Source organism: Streptomyces sp. NPDC048483 (assembly GCF_040651455.1).
In the GTDB taxonomy this organism is placed as follows: domain Bacteria; phylum Actinomycetota; class Actinomycetes; order Streptomycetales; family Streptomycetaceae; genus Streptomyces.
In genome coordinates this window covers 28,652-50,091 of sequence record NZ_JBEZJZ010000059.1, presented here as the reverse complement: position 1 = coordinate 50,091, position 21,440 = coordinate 28,652, and the positions used below count along the sequence as shown (strand labels likewise).

The 21,440-nt window shown below is 68.0% G+C and carries 19 protein-coding genes and 3 pseudogenes; 8 read left to right on the top strand and 14 right to left on the bottom strand.

Going from position 1 to position 21,440, the window contains the following annotated elements; translation table 11 throughout:
• Positions 1 to 96 precede the first annotated feature (96 nt).
• From AB0D04_RS26365 to AB0D04_RS26335, 7 genes and pseudogenes are all read right to left on the bottom strand, one after another.
• A pseudogene (locus AB0D04_RS26365) lies at positions 97 to 788 on the bottom strand (VOC family protein).
• A gap of 143 nt (positions 789 to 931) precedes the next feature.
• Positions 932 to 1,084, bottom strand: a pseudogene (locus tag AB0D04_RS26360) (IS481 family transposase); the annotation flags it as partial.
• Between the two features lie 330 nt (positions 1,085 to 1,414).
• Complete coding sequence (locus AB0D04_RS26355) at positions 1,415 to 1,807, bottom strand: VOC family protein (RefSeq protein WP_362707889.1); 393 nt, start codon at positions 1,805 to 1,807, stop codon at positions 1,415 to 1,417.
• Positions 1,804 to 2,106, bottom strand: a complete 303-nt coding sequence (locus AB0D04_RS26350; protein ID WP_362707888.1) for a metalloregulator ArsR/SmtB family transcription factor — start codon at positions 2,104 to 2,106, stop codon at positions 1,804 to 1,806. Before AB0D04_RS26350 ends, AB0D04_RS26355 begins: the two co-directional genes overlap by 4 nt.
• Before the next feature lie 1,554 nt (positions 2,107 to 3,660).
• Positions 3,661 to 4,143, bottom strand: coding sequence for a VTT domain-containing protein (locus AB0D04_RS26345; protein WP_362707885.1), 483 nt, complete (start codon positions 4,141 to 4,143; stop codon positions 3,661 to 3,663).
• Positions 4,144 to 4,255: 112 nt separating this feature from the next.
• Positions 4,256 to 4,717, bottom strand: a complete 462-nt coding sequence (locus AB0D04_RS26340; protein ID WP_362707883.1) for a hypothetical protein — start codon at positions 4,715 to 4,717, stop codon at positions 4,256 to 4,258.
• A 411-nt stretch (positions 4,718 to 5,128) separates the two neighbouring features.
• A complete protein-coding gene (locus AB0D04_RS26335) occupies positions 5,129 to 5,662 on the bottom strand; it encodes a VOC family protein (protein ID WP_362707880.1) in 534 nt (177 codons plus the stop codon).
• Between the two features lie 316 nt (positions 5,663 to 5,978).
• On the opposite strand from AB0D04_RS26335, the gene AB0D04_RS26330 reads away from it, so the two are divergent.
• From AB0D04_RS26330 to AB0D04_RS26320, 3 genes and pseudogenes are all read left to right on the top strand, one after another.
• Positions 5,979 to 6,635, top strand: a complete 657-nt coding sequence (locus AB0D04_RS26330) for a class I SAM-dependent methyltransferase (RefSeq protein ID WP_362707877.1) — start codon at positions 5,979 to 5,981, stop codon at positions 6,633 to 6,635.
• A gap of 68 nt (positions 6,636 to 6,703) precedes the next feature.
• A pseudogene (locus AB0D04_RS26325) lies at positions 6,704 to 8,044 on the top strand (hypothetical protein); the annotation flags it as partial.
• Between the two features lie 229 nt (positions 8,045 to 8,273).
• A complete protein-coding gene (locus tag AB0D04_RS26320; protein ID WP_362707875.1) occupies positions 8,274 to 10,127 on the top strand; it encodes a beta-galactosidase family protein in 1,854 nt (617 codons plus the stop codon).
• Between the two features lie 206 nt (positions 10,128 to 10,333).
• On the opposite strand, the gene AB0D04_RS26315 is transcribed toward AB0D04_RS26320, so the two are convergent.
• The 3 genes from AB0D04_RS26315 to AB0D04_RS26305 form a co-directional block, all read right to left on the bottom strand.
• Positions 10,334 to 10,870 (bottom strand): hypothetical protein, encoded by a 537-nt coding sequence (locus AB0D04_RS26315; protein ID WP_362707873.1) that lies wholly within the window; start codon positions 10,868 to 10,870, stop codon positions 10,334 to 10,336.
• Between the two features lie 71 nt (positions 10,871 to 10,941).
• Entirely contained in the window at positions 10,942 to 11,082 is a 141-nt protein-coding gene (locus AB0D04_RS26310) for a hypothetical protein (RefSeq protein ID WP_362707872.1), read from the bottom strand.
• 237 nt (positions 11,083 to 11,319) lie between these two features.
• Complete coding sequence (locus tag AB0D04_RS26305; RefSeq protein ID WP_362707869.1) at positions 11,320 to 11,814, bottom strand: hypothetical protein; 495 nt, start codon at positions 11,812 to 11,814, stop codon at positions 11,320 to 11,322.
• Positions 11,815 to 11,893: 79 nt separating this feature from the next.
• On the opposite strand from AB0D04_RS26305, the gene AB0D04_RS26300 reads away from it, so the two are divergent.
• Positions 11,894 to 12,316, top strand: coding sequence for a hypothetical protein (locus AB0D04_RS26300; RefSeq protein WP_362707867.1), 423 nt, complete (start codon positions 11,894 to 11,896; stop codon positions 12,314 to 12,316).
• Between the two features lie 268 nt (positions 12,317 to 12,584).
• On the opposite strand, the gene AB0D04_RS26295 is transcribed toward AB0D04_RS26300, so the two are convergent.
• The gene (locus tag AB0D04_RS26295) at positions 12,585 to 12,920 is read right to left on the bottom strand and encodes a transposase (RefSeq protein ID WP_362707865.1); all 336 of its coding nucleotides are present in this window, start codon (positions 12,918 to 12,920) and stop codon (positions 12,585 to 12,587) included.
• A 492-nt stretch (positions 12,921 to 13,412) separates the two neighbouring features.
• A complete protein-coding gene (locus AB0D04_RS26290) occupies positions 13,413 to 13,769 on the bottom strand; it encodes a phage tail assembly protein (protein ID WP_362707863.1) in 357 nt (118 codons plus the stop codon).
• A gap of 194 nt (positions 13,770 to 13,963) precedes the next feature.
• Between AB0D04_RS26290 and AB0D04_RS26285 the strand changes: the two genes are divergently transcribed.
• A complete protein-coding gene (locus AB0D04_RS26285) occupies positions 13,964 to 14,542 on the top strand; it encodes a hypothetical protein (RefSeq protein WP_362707860.1) in 579 nt (192 codons plus the stop codon).
• 235 nt (positions 14,543 to 14,777) lie between these two features.
• Here AB0D04_RS26285 and AB0D04_RS26280 read toward each other — a convergent pair whose 3' ends face one another.
• Both AB0D04_RS26280 and AB0D04_RS26275 read right to left on the bottom strand, forming a co-directional pair.
• Positions 14,778 to 15,230: a DUF5403 family protein gene (locus AB0D04_RS26280; RefSeq protein ID WP_362707858.1), complete on the bottom strand. Its 453-nt coding sequence runs from the start codon at positions 15,228 to 15,230 to the stop codon at positions 14,778 to 14,780.
• 392 nt (positions 15,231 to 15,622) lie between these two features.
• Positions 15,623 to 17,029, bottom strand: coding sequence for a short-chain fatty acyl-CoA regulator family protein (locus AB0D04_RS26275; protein ID WP_362707856.1), 1,407 nt, complete (start codon positions 17,027 to 17,029; stop codon positions 15,623 to 15,625).
• A 419-nt stretch (positions 17,030 to 17,448) separates the two neighbouring features.
• Between AB0D04_RS26275 and aceA the strand changes: the two genes are divergently transcribed.
• The 3 genes from aceA (at position 17,449) to AB0D04_RS26260 (ending at position 21,279) form a co-directional block, all read left to right on the top strand.
• Positions 17,449 to 18,729, top strand: coding sequence for an isocitrate lyase (aceA, locus tag AB0D04_RS26270; protein ID WP_362707853.1), 1,281 nt, complete (start codon positions 17,449 to 17,451; stop codon positions 18,727 to 18,729).
• A 100-nt stretch (positions 18,730 to 18,829) separates the two neighbouring features.
• Complete coding sequence (gene aceB / locus AB0D04_RS26265; protein WP_362707850.1) at positions 18,830 to 20,422, top strand: malate synthase A; 1,593 nt, start codon at positions 18,830 to 18,832, stop codon at positions 20,420 to 20,422.
• A complete protein-coding gene (locus tag AB0D04_RS26260; RefSeq protein ID WP_362707848.1) occupies positions 20,419 to 21,279 on the top strand; it encodes a 3-hydroxybutyryl-CoA dehydrogenase in 861 nt (286 codons plus the stop codon). Before aceB ends, AB0D04_RS26260 begins: the two co-directional genes overlap by 4 nt.
• Positions 21,280 to 21,440: the final 161 nt, after the last annotated feature.

The following is a 21,440-nucleotide window of genomic DNA, read 5'->3' as shown; positions in this document are numbered from 1 at the left end:
ATACGCGCAGACCTCCACCAGGCACTACTCGAACTCGCCTGCTCCATCATCTGCTTGCGACGACTACGAACCGCATTCTGAAACGATCAGTTAGACCTACAGCTCCTCGAGACGCGCGAGGTCGTCTTGGACCAATCCCCTTTCCTCGGCGGTGAGGTGGATCGCGGCGGCCTTGGTGAGCGCGAAAATCGCGGCCCCTTCGTCACGCGCCTGGCGACATCGGCGCGCAGCACCAGGAGGCGCAGCAGCTGCACATGCGTGGGCCGCTCGTCCTCACGATGCAGTGCCTGATCGAGGACCTTGGCGGCTGCCGCCGGGTTCTCCCTCGAGTCCGCGAACAGTGACGCGTAGTGCAGGGCCCGGGAGAAGGCTTCCTTGGGCGCGGGCCGGTGGTGCAGGTTCTCGCTCATCGGCTGACCGATGCGGATGCAGTTGCCGCCCGGATCGGTCATGAGGAACTGACGCATGCCGTGCGACGCATCCCTCAGCGCCCCGATTCGCGGCAGTCCGCGGGTGGGGATCCTCCCGTACCTGGCTTTGAGGCCGACCCGGAATGCCTCGTGCAGCTCGTCGACGCCATCGGTGCGGATGTAGCAGGTGCTGAATGATTCGGTCGGCTCGTAGTGCTTCATCCCGAAGAACTGGAGTTGGATGCCGCCACGTTCCACGACCGCGTACGGATTGGGGCTCTTCTGCTGGAACGCCACATCGAATCCGAGGGCGCTGTAGAAGTCGAGAACGGGCTGGATGGTGCGGCACGGCAATATCGGAATGGCTTGCTCACTCACGCGAGGAGAGTCTAGTCAAAATTGACTAGATGCGGGGAGGGGTTTCCGTCGATCCGACTGACGAGTCTCGATGCACCGGCATGGAGTGCTGAGCCACTCACGAGTGATCGGACGGCCAAGATGCACTTTTGAAGCAGGCCCTACTAGGTGTGTTGACCTGGAGCGTTGTCTACGCGGCTGATGGGTGGTTGGCCTGTGAGTGCGGCGCGGCAGCGGCGGTGGTTGCAGGCGTGGAGGAGGTCCGGCAGAGCCGCGGTGCGTTCGTCGTTGCCGGTGTAGGGCTGGAGGTAGGCCCATGCTGGCGCGGCGCCAGGCGGTCCAGGGCGCCCTGGAGCTCGAATCGCGTGTCGCGCAAGCAGCTCCGCCATGAGCCGGACCCCTGTCAGGCGCTCCGCGAGGGCGAGGACCGCCGGCTTGACGCCGAAGCCGAACGGGCCGTCGCCGTGAGAGGGAAGCTGACGTCGCGCATGACGGCGTTGAGGGCTCGGGGACGAAGCCGGTCCGATGGCCGGGCCGCTCGACGGCGGTGCGCAGCTCGCTGTCCTCGAACCGGCGGAAGAGGCGGACGGGCTTACCGCCGTTGAGCCGGTCGCCGCCGCGGCCGAACCCCGCACGCGGCCGACCGCCTACTGCGCCTGTGCCGCGATCTGGATCAGGTTGCCACAGGTGTCGTCGAAGACGGCGGTGGTGACGGGGCCCATCTCCAGGGGCTCCTGGGTGAAGCGGACGCCGAGGCCGTGCAGGCGCTCGTACTCCGCCCGCACGTCGTCGACGGCAAACTGGGCGAGCGGGATACCGTCCCCCACGAGCGTGTCGCGGTAGGTCTTGACGGCCGGGTGGCCGGCGGGCTCCAGGAGGAGTTCGGTGCCGCCCGGCTCGTCGGGCGAGACGACGGTCAGCCACCGGTCCTTCTCGCCCACCGGGACGTCGTGCTTCTTCACGAAGCCGAGGATCTCGGTGTAGAAGTGCAGGGCCTTCGCCTGGTCGTCGACGAAGACGCTGGTCAGGTGGATCTTCATGGGGTGCTCTCCTCCGGTCCGGATGTGTCGGGCACGAGCCATCGCTCGGCGATCTGCCGCAGCGGGGCGGTGTTCAGATCGTGGAACTTGTAGCGGCCCTCCCGCCTGGTTTCGACGAGTCCGGCGGCCTCCAGTACGGCGAGGTGCTGGGAGACCCCCTGGCGCGAGATGCCGACCTGATGCTTCATGCTCAGTCGCGAGCAGATCTCGAACAGTGTCTGTCCGGACTTTTCCGTGAGCTCGTCGAGGATGGTGCGGCGGGTGGGGTCGGCCAAGGCTTTGAAAAGGTCGTCGGCCACGACCACAGGATAGGCAACTACTCACTTGCCTATCAAGTCGAGTGCGCCGCGTCCGAGTCGACCCGCCATCGGTGGGCGCGGACCCGCGGGCAGCGAGGACGCGGTAGGTGAGCTGAGCGGCTTCGGGGCGGCCGGTGGCGAGCTGGATGGGGATGAGCTGCTGGCCGAAGGCCTCGTTGGTCGCTTTACGCCGAACAGCATCGGGACCCTTCCGGCGCCCTGCATGTGGAGCTCGGCTTACCCATGCCCGCCGCCAGAGTCGGCCGGAAGGCCGTGTCACACTGCGGGACTCATGATCACAGCCGACGTCGTGCCGATCGTCTTCGTGCACGGACCCGCTTCACCGCCGGGCAGTCGAGCACACAACCGGCCGGACTCCGGGAAGAGTTCCCTGTCGCCGCGGTCGACCTGGTTGATAAACAGTCACCATGACGTATTACGCAGATCTGACTACGTACACGTACGACAGCGACAAGGGGCTTCCGGAAGCGTCAGGCCGCTGGCGAGACGTCCCGCTGCTGAATGTGGGCTGGCTCAGCCGCAGAAGGAACTACTCCAAAGGGGCGCCGCCTTCGGGATTGACAGACGCGCTGCAGCGTATGACTGAGACACATCGGGCCCAGCAGACGCGCGGCTATCACTTCTGCCCTTGGTGTACGACGAGACCGATCGGACCGCGTGGCGACAGTGCACGGGGCAGTTCAGAGATACGCGTCATGGGAAACGGCGTCGCCTACGCTGCTCCCGAGCTGGTTGCTCACTATGTCGAAGCCCACGGCTACTTGCCGCCGGCCGACTTCGTACATGCTGTGCTGTCGCCCAGTGCCTTCTCCTGACCCCGGGCCTCATGGCCGGCCGAGGATGCGGGTCCGAAGGAGCGCGAACGAGCCCGGCCATCGGCTTCGGGGCACGGTGGCGTGATCTGCGATTAAGCCGCTGACCATAGCGGATCCAGTCGGACGACCATGGTCACCGCAGAGAGTGACATGGCGATGACGCTCTGCCCCCTCTCGGATTCAGGGCAGACCAAGATCGAGTAGGCGGACTCATGTCGTACGCCGAACAGACCGACCACGCCGCACAGCGCTACGGGTACACCCGGGGCTCGGGCTCGTATGGGGAGGCGAAGGCCGGCGCGCAGCGGTGGCTCGATGCCGTCAAGGCCGACGCCGACTTGTGTGACCCGCTTCCCTGCGTCCGCAGACGGCCAGCATCACTCCTGCGCCATCAGTGGTGCCCCCAACCCCCGTCCCAAGTCTCTGCCTTGGGCAGTGCGCGGAGTTGGCCCTCGAAGAAGACCTCCTGGTCACAGGGATGGAACACGGAGGAGACGTGTCCCGATCTTGCAGGGCTGTGGTCGGCGCGGTCGGCAACTCGGCGGGCACTACGGCTCACATATGCGGCGGCGTCAAACTGGGAGAATTTCGATCTCGACGACAATCTTGACGGTCAGGGCCGCCGACACGGCTCAGGGGAGCCCCCGCACCGTTGTCCGCCCACGCCGCGCACCTGGCCGAACCAGGCATCGGGAGGGTTGTGCGCGCGGGCGGCCTTTCAGGATTCGTCGGCCGCGGTGTCATGGTTGGTCGGCCCAGCTTTTCTACGCCGATACACCATCACGCCGCACACCGCGAGGAGGAGGGCGATGACCGCGGCCACACCGAGCGCCGTCTGCTCGGCGAACAGCCTTGCCAGCAGTTTCAGTGCGCCGATCCCGGCCGTCGCGTAGACCAGCGCCCATCCCGCTCCTCCCACGAACAGTGCCGGGAGGTAGCGCGACAGGGGCATGCGCATACTCCCCGCGAGGAAGTTTGCAGCGGTCTGGAAACCGACAGTCAGGAAGGAGATGGCCACCACGGGTGCACCCCACCGCTGGATCGCCCGTTCGGCGCTCCGGAATGTGGCAGGGGAGATCCGCTCCGCGAGCCTGCTGCGCCGGACGCCGGCACCGGCGAGCCACCCGACGGCGAAGGTCCCTCCGGCTCGCAGCAGGACGATGACGTAGAGACCGGCGGCCGTGAGCACGACCTTATCCACGACGCCTCACCCTCGAAGCCGGGCGCCTGCCGTGCACCGCTTCTCCCGTCACCCGGTTTCGCGGTTCTCGCCGTAGCGGGCTCGCAACGGGCACAAGGCTGGTCTCCATACCTCACCTGTATCTGCTGGTCCGTCCCTGCATCCGTGTCGGGGCGGCACCAGTTCCCCAGCACGACGCAGAGTACCGCTGCATCCAGGGCCTTCCGGGCATGGCCCCTTTGTCAGGGCCACCCGACACACCCAGGTTAAGCGAACATACGTGCCCCGGGTACATGATGCTGGGCGCCGGAGAGGGAAGACGTGGCATCTCGCCGAAGCGGAGGGCTGCCTCGCCGGACGGCGTCGCGCAGCTGGGCACCGCAACGGTCACGCCCCTCGTGGTCACCCCGGGCCGCGACCAGGCCAGGACCCGGCTCGCCTCGCCGTCCTTGCCCATATTCTCCTCGGCGGCGATGGAGTCGATCAGTTCGGCGGCTTGGGGTGCGGCGGCCTGCGGGGCACTGCGGGCCCACTGCCCGATCGCCGCGAACGACCGGCCTCCGGTCAGCACCGCCGAGCAGGCGATCAGCAGCACGCTCACAAATGGTGACGCTTCCCGCGCCGATGGCGCGGATCAGCCAGCGTGGCCGGCCGCTGCGGCAGTGCTACGAGCGCACGGTGCTGACGCGAGGGCGACTTGATCAGGCAGACGCCGGCAGGCTGACGGCACATCGAAGCTCCGTTGGGCGAAGGCGACTTGGCAAGGTCACCTGCACAACGGAGTTTCGTTGCGTACGTCGCGCCGCCCACCGGACATCGTCATACCGTCGTGACCTGCATACCTACAAGATCACCTCGGCTGTGAAATCGCCCTGCCCTGGGGTTGGAGAGACGACGCCGACCGTTTCGTACAGCCCGACAGCCTCAGCAGAAATCCCACCATCCGACACCTCCTGCAGCTACGCCATGACGACCGGTCCGGCAGATGCGAACCGGTCGTCATGGGTCAGCCGGTCGTCTTGATGGGTGCGCTGCTGCGTCCGTAGCGTTGACCGGTGAGCTCGACGTCGAGCGTCTCCTGAGCCACGCGCATGGCTTTCGCGTATACGGGGTCCTGCAGCCGCTTCCACATTTCGTCCTCGGAAACGTCCTCGACGCGGCTGACCACCCACCAGATGTTGCCGAGCGGGTCCTTGATGCGCCCTCCGCGCCGACCGAAAGCGTCATCTACGACAGGAGTGACGACATGGCCGCCGGCTGCGACAGCTTGTGAGAACGCCTCGTCCGCGTCGGCGACGAACACACGCAGCAGGCTCGGCATGGTGGGCCAGTCCGCGTGTCGGTCGAAGGCCAACACGACGGTGTCGCCGACTCGGATCTCACCGTGACCGATCAAGCCGTCCTCGGTCGACACCCGCGCGAGCTCCTCACCGCCGAACGCCTGGGTGACGAAGTCGAGGAACGCCCCCGTGTCGTCGGTCACGACCCAGGGCGCAACGGTGGTGTAGCCCTCCGGCGCGGCGTTGATCTGCTCGGGCATCGCGGTCCTTTCGCTGATGTTGCTTGTCAACGGCGACCTTAGGCACGCAGTAGGTCTGTTGTTGTCCTAGATGGTGGCGAACTTGGGTCGTAATCGTCCTTCCTGACTCACGACTGCTCTGGCTCGCACTGCTCTCGAATTCTCACCGCCTAGCAGCAGCTGCTGTCGAATCGGTGACGCTTTCGTCGAATCGAGGCGTTTACGCGCCGAACCCAGTCGTTGCGTCTCCATCTCAGCGAATCCAGCCCTGCGTGAGATCGCGGACACTTCCCCGATCGAGATGACGCGAGAACCAGGCACTCGGTGAACTGACGGCATGACGCCACTGCCGCACCGAGTCCTCCGAGCTCTCGACCGGTTCAATACCGCCCACCCCTGGGACCACAACGCCCACTACCACCGGTGGATCCTGCGGCAACTTCCCCAACGCTTCGACAGTGCCCTGGACATCGGCTCCGGCAGCGGCGACTTGGCCCGGCTCTTGGTCACACGCGCCAACGAAGTCCAGGGAATCGACTCCGACCCGGTGATCGTCTCCCGGGCGCAGAGGCTGACTCCTCCGGCAACCCCAGTGACCTTCTCGGTCGCAGATGCGCTGACCGGGGTCCCTGCCGGTTCCTACGACGTCATCACCTGCGTCGCCACCATCCACCATCTGCCCTTCACCGAAGCGCTCACCGTTTTCCGCCGGCACCTGGCCCCCGGAGGAACCCTGGTGGTCGTCGGCCTTTCCCGGGCGCAGACTGCTGGCGACTATCTGCTCGGCGCCGCCGCCAGCCCGCTGAATGCCGCCACGGGCTGGCTCAAGAACATGGGCCGCAGGGCACCTCGGCCGGTCTCGATGACCGCGCTGACCCAACCAGCGGACATGAGCTTTTCCGACATCGTCAGTGAGGCCCATGACGCCCTGCCCGACGCGCGGCTGCGCCGTCGACTGTTCTGGCGCTACACGCTCGTATGGCATCGCCATTGAGCGGACCCCAAGATCGCCGTGTCTGCTGAACAGAGCGAGCCCCCGGGGCGGCGGCGGCCCAAGCGGTCTTGCCTGTGCAGGTCGAGGACTCGCACCGGCAGGTCATCGACGGTGAGACCGTCTCGGCCGAAGGTGCGAGCGCGGAGGTGCTCGGCCGGTATCTGCGCACCCGGAGGATCAGGCGAATGGCCGAGGAGCCTGACGCCCCCTCTTCTTCGGCCGTCTCGACTTCGAGGACGCGCCGAGCGCGGGCGGCATCGCCACCATCCAGCCGGAACAGGACGACCTGGTACGCAGCGAACTGACCGGATCGGTTTGCGTCCAGGGCGCGCCCGGCAACGGGAAGACGGCGGTCGGCCTGCATCGTGCCGTACCTGCTCTACACCTTTCCCGAGCGGCTCCAGCGCAGCGGTCTGCTGATCATCGGCCCCGACCGGACGTTCCTGCGCTGTATCGCGGAGGACCTGCCCTCGCTGGGCGAGATCGACATCGTCCAGCTCACCGTCGAGGACGTCGTGGCCCATCACCCCGTCCAGGCCGTCGACGACGAACAGGCGGCCACACTCCAGCACAGCGCCCGCATGGCGACCGTCCTCGAGCGCGCCCTGTACGCACAGGTGCAGGTGCCGTCGGAATCGATTGCGGTGACCGAGGGCTCCTCTCGCCGGCGCATCGACACGGATGAGCTGTCCCACGTCATCACGGACGTCCGCACCCAGGCGGTGCCGTACTCGACCGGCCGCGAGCAGGTACGGACGCGGGTGATCGCCCTGGTCCAGCGGCAGGCGGAGCGGCGGGCCGGTCCCAAGAGCGAGGCCTGGTCCCGGAAAATCGGCCGGTCCAAGCCGGTCACCGCCTTCGTCGACGCCGCATGGCCCACCGTCACTCCCGAGGAAGTAGTGGCCACGCTGCTGAGCGATACCTCGGTGCTGGCCGCCGCGGCAGACGGCGTTTCCCACGCCGAAGAGCAGGCGGCGATTGCCTGGGACAAGCCGCCGAGGTCGCACAAGAGCGCCAAGTGGTTGGCCCAGGACCTCTCCCCCATGCAGTGCCGGGCCATCGCGCGCCGCAGCACCTTCGGATCGATCACTGTGCTGGGCGACCTCGCGCAGGCCACCGCACCCTGGGCGGCCCACACCTGGCCCGAGCGGCTGGCGCACCTGGGCAAGCCGCAGGCCACACTCGTCCCGCTCACCACCGGCTTCCGCGTCCCGGCCGCCGTCATGACCCTGGCCAACCAGTTGGTGGCCGCCCTCAACATCGCTGTCCCGCCGGCCCGATCCCTGAGGCACGACGGCGAGCTGACCGTCCTGCCCGCGCCCCTGGTCAAGGGCCTGGAATACGACCACGTCATCGTGGTGGAGCCGGCCGCCATCGTCGCGGCGGAACCCCGCGGACTGCACCGGCTGTCGGCAGCCCCGGCCGAGGGGGCTCAACTCGCCCACTGATGCGGCGGCATGGCGGCATGGGCGAGGCGACGACCGGGGCCCGCTAAGCCGGCACAGGCCGGTTCGCTGTGTTCAGCCACGAACCCTTGTGCTCGTTTCTGTTCTGCACAACACTCTCGATGCACAGAAGCGCTCACTACTGAACATCTTTGAGTCGTGGTCACAACCGGTCGAGTCGAGGAGAGCAGGCATGACGCAGTTCAGCCGACGTGGATTCCTGAGCGCAGCCGTGGTGGGGGCCGCATCCATGGGCATCACCGTGCGCAGCAGCCGTACCACCCTCGCCCAGGCCGAAACCCCGAGGGGACTGACCATCCGCGGCGACGAATTCCTGCTGGACGGCGAGCCGTTCCGGATCCTCGCGGGTGCCTTCCACTACTTCAGGACGCATCCCAAGGACTGGCGCGACCGGTTGATGCGGATGCGGGCCATGGGCCTGAACACGGTGGAGACCTATGTCGCCTGGAACTTCCACCAACCGCACGAGAGAAAGGCCGACTTTGCCGGATGGCGCGATGTCGTCGCCTTCGTACGGACCGCGGACGAGGTCGGGCTGAAGGTGATCGTGCGACCGGGACCGTACATCTGCGCGGAATGGGACTTCGGCGGCCTGCCCGCCTGGCTCCTCAAGGACAAGGACGCGCCGCTGCGCCGTTCCGACCCCGCCTACGAGCGGGCGGTTGACGCCTGGTTCGCCGAACTGCTGCCCCGGTTCGTCGATCTGCAGGCCACGCGCGGCGGGCCCATCATCGCCATGCAGGTCGAGAACGAGTACGGCAGCTACGACGACGACCACGCGCACCTGGAACATCTGCGGGACACCATGCGGGCGCAGGGCATGGACAGTCTGCTGTTCTGCTCCAACGGTGCCACCCAGGAAGCCCTGAAGGCCGGCAGCCTTCCCGATCTCCTGTCCACCGTCAACTTCGCCGGGGATCCCACCGGACCCTTCGCCGAGCTGCGTGCATTCCAGCCGGACAAGCCCTTGTTCTGCACGGAGTTCTGGGACGGCTGGTTCGACCACTGGGGAGAGCGGCACCACACCACCGACCCGACGCAGACCGCCGCCGACGTGGAGAAGATCCTCGAAGCGGGAGCGTCGATCAACTTCTATATGGCGGTGGGCGGAACGAACTTCGGCTGGTCCGCGGGTGCCAATCTGAGCGGCAGCACCTATCAGCCCACCGTCACCAGCTACGACTACGACTCCCCGATCAGCGAATCCGGCGAACTCACCGAGAAATTCCACACGGTGCGCGATGTGCTCGCCAAATACACCGAACTACCGGACACGCCCCTGCCGTCCACACCACGCCGGATGCCGGCCCAGAAGGCCGCCGTCCGCGAGTCGGTGCCGCTGATGGAGGCCCTCGACGTACTGAGCGGCACTCCGGTACGGCGTACCGCCCCCGTCCACATGGAGGCCCTCGGGCAGCCGCACGGACTGATCCACTACCGCACTCGGGTGCGCGGGCCGGAGGGCACCAAGGGCCTGCGGATCACCGGGCTCGGCGACCGTGCGCTGGTGTTCGGCGACGGCAAGCGGATCGGCACCTTCGACCGCAACCAGCCGGACCACTCCGTCGACTTCACCGTGGCCGGTACGTCCAGCACCCTCGACCTCCTGGTGGACCCCACCGGACGGGTCAATTTCGGCCAGGGCCTCAACGACCCCAAGGGAATCAGCGGCAAGGTGCTCCTCGACGACGAAGAACTGCGCGACTGGGAGATCCGCCAACTGCCGCTGGACAACCTCTCGGCTCTGAAATTCGGCACCGGAGACATCCCGACCGGCCCCGCCTTCCACCGGGCCCGGGTCCATGTCGACACCCCCGCGGACGGCTTCCTCGCCTTTCCGGGCTGGGACAAGGGCATGGTCTGGCTCAACGGATTCGCGCTCGGCCGGTACTGGTCCCTCGGGCCGCAGGTCACCCTGTACGCGCCGAGCCATCTGTGGCGGAAGGGACAGAACGAGCTCGTCGTGCTGGAGATGGAGCGGACCGGGGACCGGATAGAAGTACGGTCTGTGCCCGACATCGGCTAAGTCGGCCAAGTCGGTTCAGAACGCCATCAAGTTGCCGGCCCAGCCCCCAACGCCCCCGCCGTTGGCGGCCCTGCAGCTGCCCATTCCGCCGCCTACGCGTAGCCAATCTGAGCGTCCGAACTGAATGGTTCAGGGCGACCACCGACGCTGGAAAGAAATGCTTGACGGAGAAACGGTGGTACGGGTGGTTTCCCTGACAGTGAGTATCACGGCGTCTGGGCAGGTGGGAGTTGCCAATTCCCTGAGTGGCCAGGTGGGAGTGCCAGGTCGCGCCGGACTGCCGCGTAGTACCTCTCGCGCGCGGCGCGCTGCTTCTCGAGCATGGATGACCAGGTCTCCGGGTTCTGAATCTGGTCGCGCAAAAACTGCTCCATGGTGAGGACCGTGACGACCCATTCGCGGGCTGTGGCCACCACATCTGGGGTGCCGAGCATCAACAGCGCCTCTCCAGCTGGATCCCGGGCATCGGTGGCTTCGGCCAGGTGCGGCGCCGCTTCTTCGGGAGACAGGGGGTGCGGATGAGGGTCGTTGCCGAGGTGGGACGCGAGGCGGTACGTCAGGGTGACGGTCTTCTTCAACGCTCTGGCGAAGTCCGTATAAGCCGTCAGTCGCCGCTCGTCCCAGCGGGCCGCCTGTTCGCGGCGGAAGCGGGCCTGGTCGCCGCGTGTGGTCGCCACGTACGATCCGAGGGCACCGACGATCACGCCGATCAGCGCGGGAAGTTGTTGTATGAATGCGGACACGGCCGCACGGTATCTCGCGCAACGAGAACGACAGACTGGGCGCCATGCACTCAGGACTCGCCGCACTGCGCTCAGACGAACCCGACCTGCCCAACATCAACGAGAAGATAGGCCACTTCACCACCCTGGCCCGCGAGGTCCACCGCGCCGCCGAAGTGGTCATCCTCGAAGGGCCGGCCTCCCTCGCGGAAGTCGCCGAACGAGTCACCCACGCCTCTGAACGAGAGCGCATCCTCTACCAAGCAGTCAAGGACTTTCGCCTCGCGGTCAGCACCATCGGCAAGACCAACTGCCCCAGAGACCCTCGACCGGGGCCCCCTTGGCCGCTGGGAGAGGGCGTTGTTCGGCCTGAGACGTTAAACGTCAGGCCTGTCCGATGCTCGATGGCCGCAGACTCGCCCGCGAATCCACTGCAAACTGGCGGGACACCTGATCGTCCGGCCATCACGTCAGACCTGGTAGGGCCAGAGACTGACATTGTTCCGTCCCACTCGGACCTCCACCCACGACCCATCAGCGCCATCCGGCGGCGCTGGGCCGGCGAGATCGAACAGGATCAACGCACCGCCCACTTCCAAGACGGCCGCACCGTCCTCGGTGAGGCTCAGCCGCCCCCGAAAGACGATGTGGTCGCCGTCCTCCCGCAGTTCGGCCGCGGCAGAAGCAGTCGGCCAGGTGTTCCGTGCCCAGGCGATGTCCTCATTGACGGTCCACTCGACATAGTGCTCACGGTCCACCGCCTCACGGTCACCCTGCCAGAGCACCACAGCAGTGCCCACCGCCGAGTGCACTCGGACCGCCATGGTTCCCGATGAGTCCTGCTGCACTGTCTCAACTTGCACCAACACCCCACCATCGTCCTCGACCTCGCCTCGCAACCAAACACCGCTGCTGGGACAAAACGCCTCTTTCGCTTGAGATTTATCCTTCGGCGGGGCCTGCAAGACGTGGCATCCTTCGGTAGTGCTACTTACTGATCGTGCAGGCAGCATCGGCCTGCGGCCGCTCCGTTACCAGTTCCCTGTGGCCAATGGTGACCACTGGGACGACAACTGGCTTGCCATAGGGGCTGAAGTCGCTACTCCAGAGGGCAGCTGGTCCTTCACCGATCCCTGTCTGCTGCTTGAGGAAGCGCGTGAGGTGTCGGCATGGCTGCGTGCCGTCGCTGCCGGGAAGGTGCCGGACGCCAAGCCTGACCCGGAGGGGCATCTCGTCCCTGACCTATCGTTCCTCGAACCGGTCCTCGGCTTCAGCCAGGTCCGGTGGCACGACGGCACGGGAGTGCTGCGGGTCCACCTCTCGCTCGAGGCCGCGCCTCCGTGGCGCCAGCACGACGAGGATCTGGACCTATTCCAGTACGTGATCGAGGTCGAGTCAGACCGCACCGAGCTGATTCGGGCAGCGGACGAATGGGACCGGTGCCTCGCGCAGCTTCCGCTGCGCTGAGGCTGCAGTTCATCCTGTGCGCCGCGGCTTGGTTCCCGTCTTGTGGTGGGCCGGGCGGCTGTGTCCCTCACCGGTCGCAAGGACTCGGCCCACGTCGTGGCGCGCGGCCGAGTGGCGGTTCTTCGCATCAGGTGGCCGGCCGGGCCAGGGTCGAGATGGTTTCGGTGCACCAGACGGAGAGCCGGTCTTCGTGCAAGGGTGCGGTCGGCCTGCTCGGTGCCCCAGTGGTGGGGTCGCCGAAGACGAACTCGCCGCCGTGCTGGGGCGGTCAGCCGCACCTCGGGTCGTAGACACGCGGCGTCGGCCACCGCATCACTCGGTCGGAACGGAGCCTGTCGAGGATCTGCACCGGCAGGTCTCCCAGCAGGTGTGCGATGCGAGGTGCGTCGTAGCCGGCGTCCAGCGCCACCAGGATCTCCGGATCCCCCTCCCGCCACTGGCCAGCGGAACGAGCCGCTCGATGACTTCGCGGACCTGGTCCGTGGTCAACGCTACGATGTCCGCCCCCGGCTCCAGTCGGACCGCATCCAGCACCACCCCCGTCCAGGACGTGCGGCCGGTCTCTCGGTTCGGTTCCGTCGCTTGCGCGGAGACGTGATCTCATTCCCCTCGGGGACCAGAAGCCTCCCGTATCCCTCTCGAAGTGCTGTCCCTGGAGTTGTTGCGACGCGCGCCGAGGTCACAACCGGCAGACCGGGTTGCAGAATCAGGCCGGCGCGCTGCGGTAGCGCTTCGGAAGCGGCTGAGCGAGCGGGTCCTGCGAGAGATCCAGCGCGCCGGTACGCCGCGGTCACCGTCCCGGGCGAGGAAGCGGCTTTGGGGTGCGGGACCGGTTTGCGGCTGTGCACCCGGGCGACGGCCCAGGCGGTGTGGTGGGCGGCGGCGATGACGTGCGCCAACAGGTGAGCGTGCAGGTCCCAGCCGCCGTGGGACGGGTCGCCGCCGAGCTGGGCGGCGAGAGCGGAACCGGCGGGGTGTGCTCGACCAGATCCAGGACACGGCGCGGTGCCAGGCGCTCCGCGCCACAGGTCGGCCAGGTCCAGGCCGTAGTGGTGTGGCAGGTCGGCGCGGAGTGCGGTGCCGTGTCCTTGGTGGATCAGTTGGCCGAGCTGGGGGCTTCCGGGACCTGGGTCCCGTTCTGCCAACGCTCGATCAGGTTCATCAAGGGCCGCAGATCACATCCGGCGAGTTCCGGCTCAAGGGCGGCGCGGGTGTCGGCCACCGTGAGCAGGACCCGACGCATGACGCCGATGGCGGCGGTGAAGCGGCTACTCGCGCCCGCGGTGTTGATCTCTTCGAGGAGCTGCTCGACGGCGGTGTAGTCCGCTTCCTCGGCGAGCATCAGCATCGACCGCAGGCCGACTACGGCGCCGGAGTCCAACAGGAGGGGCAGCGCCTCGTAGGTGGTCTGGGCCTCGGCGCGTAGGGCGGCAATCGACAGGGGTTCGGCCACGACGGCTGTATCTCCTTAGGCGTTGTCAGGTGGATTTGTGTGCCGCACGTCGCGGATTTGACCGGTTCGAGTAATTTCCGGTCGCTGATCCCCTGGGTTCGGCATTCTTGGCCTGCGGACAGCCAGCGGCCTGCGACGTTTGCGGCTGGCCGCAATCGAGCCGATCTCGACCCCACCGGGAATGAGGAGGAGCTATGGAGTGGAAGTCCGAGGAGTTCGGGGCGTCCCATGAAGGCAGGGCAGGTGCGGTTCTGCCTGACGGCAGCGAACCCAAGCCGATGTACTTTGACGCCGGAAGCGGAGGCGGCGGGCAGACGACCAGTGACTGGTGGGTCTACGACGGCACACTGGGCGCTCCGCAGGCGGCCGGACTGAGGGCTTCGTGCTCCTGCGGCTGGCGCGGCTCATCCCGCTACCCGATCGACTGGTCGGAAGTGCCGGAAAACCGCCCGTACGAGTACGACACTTCGGGCACCTACGACGACTGGGAACAGCACATCGCAGTGGTCGAGGCACAGGCCGTGCCGCTGCCCGATGAACTGGCGGACTTGTTGCAGCGGGTTGATGACCAATTGAGTGCCCTGGTAGATCAGGCACCGGTTGCCGCGCTGAGGGCTGTGGCAGCCCTGGAGCGCACCACCGGGCGTATCAGCCGTGCCGCCGCCTATCACGCACAGGCCGACGAAGTGCCATGGGACTCGATCGGGAAGTCCCTGGGGCTGACCGAGAAGGACGCCCGCTCACGTCTCACCAGCTATGCCTTCCGGCGCTGACCCAGCCAAAGCCCCCATGGGGAGCGCCATGGACCCACCGGGCGGGGCGCTGCGATCACGAGCCGGGGCCGGACCCTAGCTAGGACGGCGGCCCATTCACCGAGGGCGCCGCCGATGGCGGAGGAGCCCAGGAAAGTGCCGGTGATGCGGAAGGAGCCGTCGGGCTGGATGGCCTCGTCGCCGGCGCCGAAGTACAGCTTGTAGGTGTCGGCGCTGGCCTGTACGGATTGGAACGTCATCGCGTACGTGACCTCTGGGGAGGTCTGGCGGCTTGGCGTTCTGCCGGCTTCCGGTCGTTTCCGGGGGCGTCGCCGTCACGGGCGAACTCCGGCATCTCATCGCGGCTGGTGTGGCCGAGGTTGCTCCAGCCGGGGCCGGGGTTCAGGGGGGCGGTGATGTTGACCGGCTTGGGGGTGTCGGGGTCGGCAAGAAATATGAAGCCGGTGCCCGGGATGATGGCGGCTTCGTCGATGAGGGGCATAGCGGGCCAGCCTCCAAAGACGCGCGGGTTGTCAGCGCACGGGTAGTGGGCGGGCGAGGCGCGCAGTCGGCCGGTGCGGACGTGGCGGTCGGCAACGGCCTGCACGCGGGCGGCTCGGGCTTCGAGTTCGGCGTGCACCGCGGCGCGGACGGCGGGAAGGTGGGCGAAAGCCGGCGACGGCCAGGACTCGCCCCGCGGCGCGCACATCCGAGTTGTTGGCGTCCGCTGCCGCGGAATCCATAGTTGACCGGCGCCCGGTGTGCGGGCCGGTTCTGTCCCGTCTCGGGGCCGTGGACAGCGCAGTCGCCCTCGCTGGTTCGCATCAGCGGCCGGCTCCGGCGTTCTTCGGCATTACCCTGCTCGACGGTCTCCGGGATCGCGTAGCGCAGACAGTCGCATCCCGGTCTCGGTGACGAAGACAAGACGTTCTCCTGGCGTCGATCTCCAGCCGCTGATCGACCGTCAAGGACCATGGAGGACTGTGGAGGACCGTGGAGGACCAGGACGGCCCCACGTGCTGTCCGATGCGGGGTCGATGACCGGCATTTGCGGGTGAAGCGCAGCCGGGGGCCTGCCGGGCGGATCGCCCCGGGGAGAGATCACTGTGTGGGGTCGGCCACCGGGTACGGGACGAAGGTGCTGCTGTTCTCGTCGATCGCGAGCGGGCGGCCGAGGGGTGGCACGGCGCGCTGGGGGCAGTCGAGGCGTTCGCAGATGCGGCAGCCCATGCCGATCGGGGTCGCGGCAGAGGCGTTGTCCAGATCGAGGCCGTCGGAGTAGACCAGGCGGGAGGCATGGCGGACTTCGCAGCCGAGGCCGATGGCGAAGGTCTTGCCGGGTTCGCCCCAGCCGCCGCGGTGCCGGGTGACCGCGCGGGCGGTCCACAGGTAGCGCTGCCCGTCGGGCATGGAGGCGATCTGGACGTGGATGCGGCCCGGCGCGGCGAAGGCTTCGTAGACGTTCCACAGCGGGCAGGTGCCGCCGGCGCGAGAGAAGTGGAAGCCGGTGGCGGACTGGCGTTTGGACATGTTGCCGGCGCGGTCGACGCGGATGAAGGAGAAGGGCACCCCGCGCAGGCGGGGGCGCTGGAGGGTGCTGAGGCGATGGCAGACGGTTTCGTAGCCGAGTCCGAAGTGGTCGGTGAGGCGCTCGATGTCGTACCGGACGTTCTCGGCGGCCGTGTGGAAGGCGCGGTACGGCAGGATCAGCGCGGCCGCGTAGTAGTTGGCGATGCCGATGCGCGTCAGTGCGTGCGTGGCCGATCCGGTCGGGAAGTCCTCCGCGGCCAGCCGGTCCAGTTCGTCGCCGTATTCGAGCAGGGCGAGTTGGGTGGCCATGCGGAATGCCTGCTGGCCCGGCCGGAGCCGGCTGGAGAGGTGCAGGGTGCGCAAGGGCTCGTCGTAGTGGTGGAGGCGTTCGGCGGCCTCGGTCGTCACACGGACACCGTGCGTCTCGGTGAGCCGGTCCGAAAGCACCCGGACGACATCCCCCGGCCGGATGCCGATGCGGCGAGCCAGGTCCTCGGCGGCGAGGTCGGCGTCGTGCAGGTAGTTCTGGCGGCGGTAGAAGAACTCCCGGATCTCCTCGTGCGGCGAACGGGGAGCGATGGGCTCGCCGTCCCGGTCGTCGGCCGCTCCCGCGATCCGTTCGGCGAGGAGTTGACTGCGCCGGCCCAGATCCAGCAGCACTTTCGCGACGGCCGGCATCCGGGAGGCGAGTTCCGCCAGATCCGACGGTGAGACCCGGGCGTCGGCGACCTCACCGGCCAGCGCCTCGCGCAGGTCGGCGACGAGTCGGGTGGTGTCGCGTTCCGAGAAGAAGCCGGGGTCGACGCCGAAGGCTTCGGTGAGCCTGAGCAGTACGGGCACGGTGAGCGGTCGGGAGTCGTGCTCCATCTGGTTCAGGTAGCTGGGCGAGATGCCCAGCACCCGGGCCAGCTCGGCCTGGCTCATCCGCCGTTCCTCGCGCAGGCGCCTCAGCCGCGCTCCCGCATACGTCTTGCTCACCGCACTCCTGTCCCGTCGGGTCGCCTGTCGGTCCGGCCGTGGGAGCGGCCATCGACGCGGGCTCCAGCGTACGCGGCACTCCTCGTTCACGGCCCTTCGCAACCTTGGCAATTACGAGGGAAAAGATTCGCAGAACTTGGCATGCGTCCATGATTGATGGCACCCAGTGCCAGTGCCAGAGTTCCAGTGCGGCCCGCCGAATCCTGGCGGCCGAGGCAGATAACCGGGCGCGATTGATGCCCTGACGTCGGAGATCCCGGCATCTTCTGCCCGGCAGCCAGGCTGCATTGCTCAGCGTCACCCTCGACGGGACGGCGGGCCGCACCCAGACAAGACACACAGTGCCACTCTTCCTCACCACCGTTGCACGGCTGAGGAGACATTGGCAGACCACACGACTCATGGAGACAGTGAAGGTCATGGCAGAGGCGAAGACGACAGCGGCCGAGCAGCTCGAGCAGCGGTGGGCCACCGACCCCCGCTGGAAGGGGATCGAGCGCACCTACAGCGCCGAGGACGTGGTCCGGCTGTCGGGCAGTGTCCGTGAAGAGCACACGCTGGCCCGTCGCGGCGCCGAGCGGCTGTGGCGGCAGCTGCACGAGCGCGACTACCTCCACGCGCTGGGCGCGCTGACCGGCGGCCAGGCCGTGCAGCAGGTGAAGGCCGGCCTGGAGGCCATCTACCTGTCCGGCTGGCAGGTCGCCGCCGACGCCAACCAGGCCGGGCACACCTACCCCGATCAGAGCCTCTACCCCGCCAACTCCGTTCCGCAGGTGGTGCGCCGGATCAACAACGCGCTGCTGCGCGCGGACCAGATTGCCACGTCGGAGGGGGACACCTCCGTCGACTGGCTCGCGCCGATCGTCGCCGACGCCGAGGCCGGCTTCGGCGGCCCGCTCAACGCCTTCGAACTGACCAAGGCGATGATCGCGGCCGGCGCCGCCGGGATCCACTACGAGGACCAGCTCGCCTCGGAGAAGAAGTGCGGCCACCTCGGCGGCAAGGTCCTCGTCCCCACCGGGCAGCACATCCGCACCCTCAACGCCGCCCGCCTCGCCGCCGACATCGCCGACGTGCCCACCCTCGTCGTCGCCCGCACCGACGCCCTCGCGGCCAACCTGCTGACCAGCGACATCGACGAGCGCGACGCCGAGTTCGTCACGGGCGAGCGCACCGCCGAGGGCTTCTACCGCGTCCAGAACGGCATGGCTCCGGTCATCGCCCGCGGTCTGGCCTACGCCCCGTACGCCGACCTGATCTGGGTGGAGACCGGTACGCCGGACCTGGCGCAGGCCCGCGAGTTCGCCGAGGCGATCCACGCCGAGCACCCGGACCAGATGCTGGCCTACAACTGCTCGCCGTCCTTCAACTGGAAGGCCGCACTGGACGACGACCAGATCGCGAAGTTCCAGCGGGAACTGGGCGCGATGGGCTACCGCTTCCAGTTCATCACCCTGGCCGGATTCCACTCCCTCAACCACGGCATGTTCGACCTCGCGCGCGGCTACGCCGAGTCCGGCATGACGGCGTACGTCGACCTCCAGGAGAAGGAGTTCGCCGCTCAGGCGCAGGGCTTCACCGCCGTCAAGCACCAGCGTGAGGTCGGCACCGGCTACTTCGACCAGGTCTCCACCGCCCTCAACCCGGCCTCCTCCACGACCGCGCTCGCGGGCTCCACCGAGGAGGAGCAGTTCCACTAGGCCGCGCTTCGGCGCCCGTGTATCCCGTCGGCCCGTGATCAAGCGGGGCCGGACGACCGTCTCCGTCCGGCCCCGCTCCTCCCCTCGTCAGGAGACCCGCATGTCCACCAGCGTACTGACGCACCGCGTCCAGGTCCTCGCGGCACCAGGGCACCGTCATGAGGAGATCCTCACGCCGGAGGCCCTGGACTTCCTCGGCCACCTTGCCGCCGCCTTCGGAGAGCGCCGCCAAGAGCTCCTCAAGGAGCGCACGCGGCAGGCATCGCGGCTCGCCTCCGGATACCCGCTCGACTTCTCCGTCTCCACGACCGCCGTCCGCGCGGACCCGTCCTGGCACGTCGCCCCGCCGGCGCCCGGTCTGAGCGACCGCCGCGTGGAGATCACCGGGCCTCCGGAGCGCCGTATGGCCGTCAACGCCCTCAACTCGGGGGCAGCGGTCTGGATGGCGGACTTCGAGGACGCCACCTCTCCCACCTGGGACAACATCGTCGAAGGCCAGCTCACCCTGCTCGACGCCATCGAGCGCCGCATCGACTTCACCACACCCGAGGGCAGGGAATACCGCCTCGGCGACCAGGCTGCCACCCTCGTCGTCCGCCCCCGCGGCTGGCATCTTCTCGAAGAACACCTGGAGTGGGACGGCCGGCCCGTGCCCGCCGCGCTCGTCGATTTCGGCCTGTACTTCTTCCACTGCGCGCAGCGCCAGATCGACGCCGGGAAGGGCCCGTACTTCTACCTGCCCAAGCTGGAGAACCGGTACGAGGCCCGACTGTGGAACGACGTCTTCGTCCTCGCCCAGGAACTCCTCGGCATCCCCCGCGGCACCGTCCGCGCCACCGTCCTCATCGAGACGATCACCGCGGCCTTCGAGATGGAGGAGATCCTCTACGAGCTGCGCGAGCACAGCTCCGGGCTCAACGCGGGCCGGTGGGACTACCTGTTCAGCCTTATCAAGACGTTCGGACACCGCACCGACTTCCTGCTGCCGGACCGGGCACAGGTCACCATGGCCGCTCCCTTCATGCGGGCGTACACCGAGCTGCTCGTGCGCACCTGCCACAAGCGGGGTGCCCACGCCATCGGGGGGATGGCCGCCCAGGTGCCCAGCAGGGACGTCGAGGCCAACGAGGCCGCTCTGGCCAAGGTCCGGCTGGACAAGGAGCGCGAGGCGGAGGACGGTTTCGACGGCTCCTGGGTAGCCCACCCCGGCCTCGTCCGCGTCTGCCGCGCGGTCTTCGACGACGTTCTCGCCGACCGGCCGCATCAGATCGAGCGCACCCGTGAGGATGTGGAGGTGACCGCGGCGGACCTGCTGTCCGTGCGCCGTATCAGCGGCCCGCCCACGCGGGAGGGCGTGCGTATCAACATCGCGGTCGTGCTGCGCTACTTCGATGCCTGGCTGCGGGGCAGCGGGGCCGTCGCCCTGTACGGGCTGATGGAGGACGCGGCGACCGCCGAGATCGCCCGGGTGCAGATCTGGCAGTGGCTGCGGCATCGGGTCATCGACCGGGAGACGGTCCAGCAGGTGCTCGACGACGAGACCGCCGCCCTGGGGGCCGAATATCCCTGGGCCCGGGTCGAGGAGGTTCGCTCTCTCTTCGAGCGGACGGCCATGGCACGGGAGTTGCCGCCCTTCTTCACCCCGGATGCCTACTCCCGGCACCTCGTCCGACGCGCGGAGGCACGCTCATGAGCCGGCACATCCGACGGGTCGGCGTGGTGGGCGGCGGCCAGATGGGGGCCGGCATCGCCGAGGTGTGCGCCCGCGCCGGGCTCGACACCGTCGTCTGTGAGGCGAACGCGATAGCCGCCCGGGCAGCCCGGGAGCGGGTGGCCGTCTCCCTGGAACGCACCGTCCAGCGGGGAAAGCTGGACCGGATCTCGGCGGAGGACGCGCTGACCCGGATGGTCTTCACCGGCAGCCTCGACGATCTCGCCGACCGGCAGCTCGTCGTCGAGGCCGTCGTCGAGAACACCGAAGCGAAGACGGAGGTCTTCACTGCCCTGGACAAGATCGTCGAAGATCCGGAGGCGATCCTGGCCACCAACACCTCCGCCATCCCGGTCATGCGTCTGGGCATGGCCACCCGGCGCGCCGACCACGTCCTCGGGCTGCACTTCTTCAATCCGGTCCCGGTGCTGCCGCTCGTGGAGGTCGTCACGTCCCTGCACACCGCACCGCGCGTCACCGCGACGGCCGAGGAGTTCGTCACCGCGGCACTGGGCAAGACCGTGGTCCGTTCCCAGGATCGCGCCGGCTTCGTCGTCAACGCCCTGCTCATCCCCTACCTCCTGTCGGCGATCCGGATGGCCGAATCCGGCTTCGCCTCCGCGGCCGACGTGGACGCCGGGATGGAGCTGGGCTGCGCGCACCCGATGGGCCCGCTCAAACTGGCCGACCTGATCGGGCTCGACACCGTCGCCTCCATCGCCGCCTCGCTGTACGAGGAGTACAAGGAGCCTCTGTACGCCGCTCCCCCGCTGCTCGCGCGGATGGTGGACGCCGGGCGGCTGGGGCGGAAGTCCGGGTCGGGCTTCTACTCGTACTAGCGCGTGCGGCGGGGCCGCCAAGTGGCGCTACTCCAGGGGGAGTTGCCCTGGAGCAGCGTCGGCGGCGGCGCTGCGGCCGGGTGGCTCTCCGTACCCCCGCGGGACCCTCATCCGCGCAGTCTCGGACGACCAGCGTGGTCTGCACGGAGGCACGATCCGGT